The sequence below is a fragment of the Rhodococcus sp. Leaf225 genome (assembly GCF_001426145.1).
In the GTDB taxonomy this organism is placed as follows: domain Bacteria; phylum Actinomycetota; class Actinomycetes; order Mycobacteriales; family Mycobacteriaceae; genus Rhodococcoides.
In genome coordinates this window covers 691,573-698,811 of the sequence record NZ_LMRN01000007.1, presented here as the reverse complement: position 1 = coordinate 698,811, position 7,239 = coordinate 691,573, and the positions used below count along the sequence as shown (strand labels likewise).

General features: G+C 68.7%; 8 protein-coding genes. All 8 read right to left on the bottom strand.

The genetic code is table 11. The features are described from left to right. Positions 1–56 precede the first annotated feature (56 nt). On the bottom strand, positions 57–620 hold the full coding sequence (locus tag ASG69_RS03480; protein ID WP_056447641.1) for a DNA-3-methyladenine glycosylase I: 564 nt from the start codon (positions 618–620) through the stop codon (positions 57–59). A gap of 13 nt (positions 621–633) precedes the next feature. Continuing rightward, the gene (locus tag ASG69_RS03475; protein ID WP_056447452.1) at positions 634–957 is read right to left on the bottom strand and encodes a DivIVA domain-containing protein; all 324 of its coding nucleotides are present in this window, start codon (positions 955–957) and stop codon (positions 634–636) included. A gap of 69 nt (positions 958–1,026) precedes the next feature. Next, positions 1,027–1,974: a glucosyl-3-phosphoglycerate synthase gene (locus ASG69_RS03470; protein ID WP_056447639.1), complete on the bottom strand. Its 948-nt coding sequence runs from the start codon at positions 1,972–1,974 to the stop codon at positions 1,027–1,029. A gap of 11 nt (positions 1,975–1,985) precedes the next feature. Beyond that, a complete protein-coding gene (folP, locus tag ASG69_RS03465; RefSeq protein WP_082544635.1) occupies positions 1,986–2,798 on the bottom strand; it encodes a dihydropteroate synthase in 813 nt (270 codons plus the stop codon). 106 nt (positions 2,799–2,904) lie between these two features. Then, positions 2,905–4,677: a long-chain-acyl-CoA synthetase gene (locus ASG69_RS03460; protein ID WP_056447450.1), complete on the bottom strand. Its 1,773-nt coding sequence runs from the start codon at positions 4,675–4,677 to the stop codon at positions 2,905–2,907. A gap of 57 nt (positions 4,678–4,734) precedes the next feature. After that, a complete protein-coding gene (locus ASG69_RS03455) occupies positions 4,735–5,313 on the bottom strand; it encodes a TIGR00730 family Rossman fold protein (protein ID WP_056447448.1) in 579 nt (192 codons plus the stop codon). Then, entirely contained in the window at positions 5,310–6,107 is a 798-nt protein-coding gene (locus ASG69_RS03450; RefSeq protein WP_027503866.1) for a TIGR00730 family Rossman fold protein, read from the bottom strand. Before ASG69_RS03450 ends, ASG69_RS03455 begins: the two co-directional genes overlap by 4 nt. A gap of 10 nt (positions 6,108–6,117) precedes the next feature. Then, positions 6,118–7,215 carry a succinyl-diaminopimelate desuccinylase gene (gene dapE, locus ASG69_RS03445; protein WP_056447446.1) on the bottom strand — a complete coding sequence of 366 codons (1,098 nt, stop codon included), beginning with the start codon at positions 7,213–7,215 and terminating at the stop codon, positions 6,118–6,120. Positions 7,216–7,239 lie beyond the last annotated feature (24 nt).

Sequence of the window (7,239 nt, the reverse complement as noted above, 5' to 3'; positions counted from 1 at the left end):
GACGGCAAGTCACCCATCGAGCGACTCACCGTCCACAACCTCCCCGCGAAGAACAACTAGCGCGCGGGAACCCAGCATCCGGCGAGGTGATCGTCGACCATTCCGGTCGCCTGCATCAGCGCGTACGCCGTGGTGGGGCCGACGAACGCGAAGCCGGACTTCTTGAGAGTGCGCGCGAGAGCGGTGGACTCGGGTGTCACCGCGGGAACGTCCTGCAGGCTCGTGGGGCGACCGCGGCGCGGCGGTGCGAACGACCACAGGAGCGCGTCGAGATCGAGGTCCTGATCGACGATGGACCGCGCATTACGCACCGCCGCAACGATTTTCGCGCGGTTGCGGACGATCCCCGCGTCACCCATGAGGCGTTCGACGTCGTCGTCTCCCCACCGCGCGACGACGGTCGGATCGAAGTGCGCGAACGCCGCTCTAAAGGCGTCGCGCTTGCGCAGAATGGTGATCCACGAGAGTCCCGACTGGAACGCCTCGAGGGTGATCCGCTCGTAGAGCGCGTCGCGACCGTGGACGATGACGCCCCATTCCTCGTCGTGGTACCGGGCGTACAGCGGATCGGTCGTCGGGTCACCGGCCCAGAGGCAGCGGGCCCGTCCGTCCGAACCGATCCGGAGACCGGACTCAGACGTCGTCACCGGGCGCGTCCTCCATGACGGCTTCCGACGGCTCGGCCTCGCGCAGGCGAAGCCGCAAGCTGTCGATCTCGACCGCGAGTCGATCGAGGGCCCAGTCGACCTCGCGGGCGTCGTACCCGCGCAGCGTGAGGGAGAATCGCAGCGCTCGCACGTCGCGCCCGGAGATGCCACGAGCGGGCAGCGCGGTGGCCGTGGTCCCCTCCGGCAACGGTTCCATCTCCTCCCCGCGGCCGAAGACGACGGACGCGAGGAGGAACAGGGCCGCGGCCACGACCGCGATCACGACGACGTACAGCAGGATCGTCACCATGACGCGAATCCTGTCACGACGAGGCGACAGGATCCGCGGCGGTGGTGCGCCTCTGCGCCCCCGGACTTCTCAGCCCCCCGACTTCTCGACTCCCGACTTGCCCGCCCACGGCCGCACCGTGCGCATGGGCGGCCGGTCGGCCAGCGAGACGTCGGTGATCGAGGGCACGAAGGTCTCCCCGTCGAGGACGAACTGCGTGAGACCGGCTCCCGAGTCGGCGATGCCGGCGCGCGCCAGCATGGTTCCGACGATCTGACGGCTCATGGCCCCCAGCTCCACGAGCGGCCGGTTGCGGTGACGCCGGACTCCGAGGTTCACCTGCCCGATCGCGTCCATGCCCAACCGGTCGTACGTGTCCATCAGCAGACCGATCTCCACGCCGTACCCGGGCGCGAAGGGCACCGAGGACAGCAGTTCGCGGGTGCCCGCGTACTCCCCGCCTAGCGGCTGGATGACCCTTCCGAGCTCGGGACGCAGCGCGGCCAACAGCGGTCTGGCCACCAGTTCGGTCACGCGCCCACCACCGTGTGCTTCGGTCGACCCGCTCAGCGGCCGGCGGTAGTAGCCCTTGACCAGATGGATGCCGTCCCCCATGAGCAACGGCCCGAGGAGCTTGGGCACGAACTGCGGGTCGGGATCGATCAGGTCGGAGTCCACGAACGCGATGACGTCGCCCGTCGTGGCCGCGATCGCGCGCCACAACACCTCCCCCTTGCCGGGAGCGGGGGCGAGTTCGGGAACCGCCTCCTCCCGGGAGACGACGGTGGCACCGGCGGCCGTCGCACGCACGGCGGTCCGGTCGGTCGACCCGGAGTCCAGCACCACCAACTCGTCGACCAGTCGCCCGAGGAGCGGCGAGATGGTGTCGAGGACACCGGCGACGGTCTCCTCCTCGTTCAGTGCGGGAAGCACGACCGAGACGGTCCGGTCACCCTTCGCCGCCTCGAGCTCCTTGAGGGTCCAGGAGGGTGATTCCCAGCTGTTCTCGCGATCCCAGTCGGTCGCGGGGGTGAGCATGCCTGCGAGTGTCATGCCAGACCCCGTACCGTCCGGGCGGGAGCCCTGGTGCCTGCTATCGCTGCCACCATGTCGACCACCCGTCTCGTCGCTGCCACCTCGTGCACCCGGAACATCCGAGCACCCCGTGATGCCGTCAAAGCTGTCGCGGCCAATGTTCCCTCCAACCGTTCGGCAAGTCCTACACCCAGAGTCTCCCCGATGAAATCCTTGTTGCTCAGTGCCATCAGGACAGGCCATCCGGTGTTTACAAGACTGTCGATCCGACGCAACAGTTCGAGCCCGTGATAGGTGTTCTTACCGAAATCGTGGGTCGGATCGATGATGATCCCGTCCGCTCGCACGCCCGCGGCCAGAGCGTTCTCGGCCGATCGAGTCACCTCGGAGAGCACGTCGGCGACCACGTCGGGGTAGCGAACGCGGTGCGGCCGGGTCCGGGGAACGGCTCCGCCGGTGTGCGAACAGACGATGCCGGCACCGACCTCGGCGGCGACGTGCACGAGCTCGGGGTCCGCGCCGGCCCATGTGTCGTTGATCAGATCGGCGCCCTCGGCGCACGCGAGCCGAGCGACCTCGGCCCGCCAGGTGTCCACGCTGATCACCAGATCCGGGTATGCGGCGCGGATGGCGGCGACGAACGGCACGACCCGTCGGGTCTCCTCGGCGGCGTCGACGGTGGCGCCGGGTCCGGCCTTCACACCGCCGATGTCGACGAGGTCGGCACCCTCGTCCACCGCACGGCGGACCGCGTCCATCGCGGCGTCGTCCTCGAACGTCGCGCCGCGGTCGTAGAAGCTGTCGGGGGTGCGGTTGACGATGGCCATGACCAGCGCACGGTCGGTCGCGACCGGTCTACCGCACAGGGTGTCGGCGGGGACGGACGTCTCGGGTGCGCTCACACCACCATGATGCCCGTCCCCGGGGGCCACCTCAGCCCTTGGGCAGCTTGCCGGCACCGACCTCGTCGACGTACTCGTCGTAGCTCTCGACGTAACCGCCGGACTTGCCCTTCAGGACGAACAGGTCGCCGTCCCCGTCGCCGTAGCCCACCTTGCGGAGCTCGACCTTCTTGCTCTTGAACGTGGACGTGGCCTCGAGCGAGTCCACGACGCGGATGAACAGCGGCACGGCGTAGCCGGGCAGGTTCTTGTAGGCGTGCTCGGCGAAGCTCGCGCCGTCGAAGCTCTTGTCGTGGCGCAGGGTCACCGCCGCCATGCCCGCCTTGCCGTCGGTACCGGGAACGTCGACACCGAAGACCACGGCCTGATCGACGTCGGGGTGCGAATTGAGCGCGCCCTCCACCTGGGTGGTGGCGACGTTCTCGCCCTTCCACCGGAATGTGTCACCGAGACGGTCGACGAACGCCACGTGCCGGAAGCCCTGCTGACGCACCAGGTCTCCGGTGTCGAACCAGCAGTCGCCGTCCTTGAACCCGTCCTTGAGGAGCTTCTTGTTCGTGGCCTCCTCGTCGGAGTACCCGTCGAACGGCGCGCGGTCGGTGATCTTCGACAGCAGCAGGCCCACGCCGCCGGACCCCACCTTGCGCAGCCGACCGTTGTCGTCCCGCTTGGCCTTGCCCGTCTCGTCGTCGTACTCGACGACGGCGTACGGCAACGGGCAGAAGCCTGCGGTGCGGTCGATGTTGAAGGCGTTGATGAACGCGATGTTGCACTCGCTGGCGCCGTAGAACTCCGCCACGCGCTCGATGCCGAAGCGGGTGGTGAACTCCTCCCAGATCTCCGGGCGCAGCCCGTTGCCCACGATCAGCTTGATCGTGTTGTCGGAGTCCTGCGGGGTCTCGTCCTGCGTCAGCAGGTAGCGGCACAGCTCACCGATGTAGGTGAACGCGGTGGCCTCGTTCTCGCGGACGTCCTTCCAGAAGTTGGACACCGAGAACTGCTTGCCGATGGCGATGGTGGCGCCGGACGCCAGCACGGACGACAGGGACACCGTCAGCGCGTTGTTGTGATAGAGCGGGAGGCAGCAGTAGAGGACGTCGTTCTTGTCCAGACGCACGCCCATGCTGCCGAGACCGGACATGGACTTCATCCAGCGGAAGTGGCTCATCAGGCTGGCCTTGGGCATGCCCGTGGTGCCGGAGGTGAAGATGTAGAACGCCTTCTCCTTGGCCTGGACCTCGGCCGTGGTGGCAGGGTTCTCCGCACTCGCCGACGCCGCCTTCTCGTCCAGCTCGTCCGCGTGCAGGATGACTTTCTCCGGAAGCGCCTCGTCGAGGGACTCGAGGGCCTCGACGCAGTCGCCGTCCACGACGAGGACGCGCGCGTCGAGGATACCGAGACTGTGCTCGAGCACGTCGCCGCGCTGATTGAAGTTCAGCATTCCGGCCGTGGCGCCGAGCTTGACGGTGGCCAGGGCCACCAGCAGCGTGCGCATCGAGTTCTTGGCCAGCACACCGACGACGTCACCGCGCCGGACGCCGCGGTCCGTGAGCACGCTCGCGTACCGGTTCACCAGATCGTTGGCCTGGCCGTACGTGAGGGTGTCGCCCTCGAAACGTACGAACGGGTGGTCCGGCGTCTTCGCCGCGACGCGCTGGAAGATGTGGCCGATCGACTCCTTGTCGTCGGGCCTGCGCAGGAACCCGGGCACACCCCGGAGGACACTGGGCAGCGCCGCCGTCATCTTCGGAAGCGTGGCGGCGATGTCGAGCAATCCGACCTTGTGACGAGCCTCGGCACCCATGCTGTGGTTCCCTCCCCTGGCGAGCCGGCTGCGTCTCCGGCTGTGACGACGCTTACCTTACTGATTGGTAATGTTCACGGTGCGCGTGCCCTGCACGAGCCCACACGCCGTCAGAGCCGTGTCCACGTCCGCCGTGACGACCAGGCGATCGAGCGAGCGCTCGGAGACGAATCCCGTCCCGACGAGCGAGCGCATCCAGTCGAACAGCGGTGTGAAGTGGTTCACGGGATCCAAGACTACGACCGGTTTGTCGTGCATTCCCAGATATCCGGCGGTCCAGGTCTCGAACAGTTCCTCGAGCGTGCCGATCCCGCCCGGGAGCGTGATGAACGCGTCCGCCCGGTCGTCCATGATGCGTTTGCGCTCGCGCATCGTCTCGGTGACCACCAGCTCGTCGGCATCGATGTCCGCCACCTCGCGGTGCACCAGGGCCTGCGGGATGACTCCCACCGTGAATGCCCCCGCGGCGCGTGCGGCCGCCGCGACGGCGCCCATCATGGAGACGTTGCCGCCCCCGGACACCAGCGTGCCGCCGCGACGTCCGATCTCGGTGCCCACCGCGGCGGCCAGATCGAGGTGATGCTGCTCCACCGGGCCGGACGCGCAGTAGACACAGACCGCGATCGACCCGGTCACTGCTCGGTCTCGCTCGCCCGCGACTCGGTCGCCGCGATCTCGGCCGCCCGGCTCTCGTCGACCCAGCGGACCACCTCCGCGACACTGTCCGTGCAGCGGATCAGCTCGAGATCCGCCTCGGACACCGTGCCGGCGGCCACCAGCGTGGTGCGGATCCAGTCGAGCAGCCCGCCCCAGAACTGCGTGCCGAACAGGATGATGGGGAACCGGGTGACCTTGCGGGTCTGCACCAGTGTGAGTGCCTCGAACAACTCGTCGAGCGTGCCGAATCCGCCCGGCATGCAGACGAAGGCCTGCGAGTACTTGACGAACATCGTCTTGCGGACGAAGAAGTAGCGGAAGTTGACGCCGAGGTCCACCCACTCGTTGAGCGACTGCTCGAAGGGCAGCTCGATACCGAGGCCGACCGAGAACCCACCCGATTCGCAGGCCCCCTTGTTGGCGGCCTCCATCGCGCCCGGTCCCCCGCCCGTCACCACGGCGTAGCCGGCGCCGGCCAACGCGGTGCCCAGCTCGACGCCGAGCGCGTACTCCGCGGACTCGCGCGACGTCCGCGCCGACCCGAACACCGTGACGGCCCGAGGCAGTTCCGCCAGGGCGCCGAAGCCCTCGACGAACTCGCTCTGGATCCGCAGCACCCGCCACGGATCGGTGTGCAGCCAGTCGGCGGAGCCCCGCGAGTCGAGGAGCCGCTGATCGGTGGTGGACCCACCGAACTCCCGTCGGTCCATGACGGGCCCGCGGTAGTTCGTGGACCTCTCGCCGGCGTTCTCCCGGCTCTCGTGCGCTCCCATGACGGAGAGGCTAGTGGGCGTCGGTGGCGGTCAGATACCGGCGCAGGACGTCGGCGACATCGGTGATCTGCTGCACCGGTACACGCTCGTCGCGCTTGTGCGCGAGGTTGGGATCGCCGGGACCGTAGTTCACCGCCGGGATGCCCAGCGCGGAGAACCGGGAGACGTCGGTCCAGCCGTACTTGGCGCGGAACTCTCCCCCCGCCGCCGTGACCAGCGCCGCCGCCGCGGGTGCGGCCAGACCCGGCAGCGCGCCCGGCGACCTGTCGGTCACCTCGACGGTGAGATCGAGATGCTCCGCGTCGGTCGCCTCGCGCACGTGCTCGATCGCCTGCTCCACACTGCGGTCGGGGGCGAAGCGGAAGTTGACGTCGACGAATGCCTCGTCGGGGACCACGTTCCCGGCGACGCCGCCGCTGACACGGACCGCCTGCAGTCCCTCCCGGTACACGCAGCCGTCGATGTCCACGCTGCGCGGCGTGTACGCGGCGAGCCGGTCGAACAGCGGGCCCAACTTGTGGATCGCGTTGTCCCCCAGCCACGATCGGGCCGAGTGGGCGCGCGTCCCCGTCGCGGTGAACCGCATGCGGAGCGTCCCCTGGCACCCCGCCTCGATGTAGCCACCCGACGGCTCACCGAGAATCGCGACATCTCCGCGCAGCCACTCGGGCATCTCCCGCTCGATGCGACCCAGACCGTTGGCCGACGCCTCGATCTCCTCGCAGTCGTAGAAGATCAGCGTCAGGTCCGCGGTGGGCTCCGCGACCGTCGCCGCCAGGTGCAGGAACACCGCGTCCCCCGACTTCATGTCGACGGTTCCGCATCCGTACAGAACGTCGCCTTCACGTCTGCTGGGCACGTTGTCGGCGATCGGGACGGTGTCGAGATGCCCCGCGAGGATCACCCGCGTCGGGAGCCCCCGGTTCGTCCTGGCCAGCACGGCGTCACCCGAGCGCACGATCTCGAATCCCGTGGTCTGCTCGCGCAGCGCCCGCTCCACCGCGTCGGCCAGCGTGGCCTCGTCTCGCGAGACGCTGGGAACGTCCACCAGCGCCGCCGTGAGGTCGACGGGATCGGCGTGCAGGTCCAGGGAGATCGGTGCGCTCACGCAGCCGACCTTACGTTCGCCCGG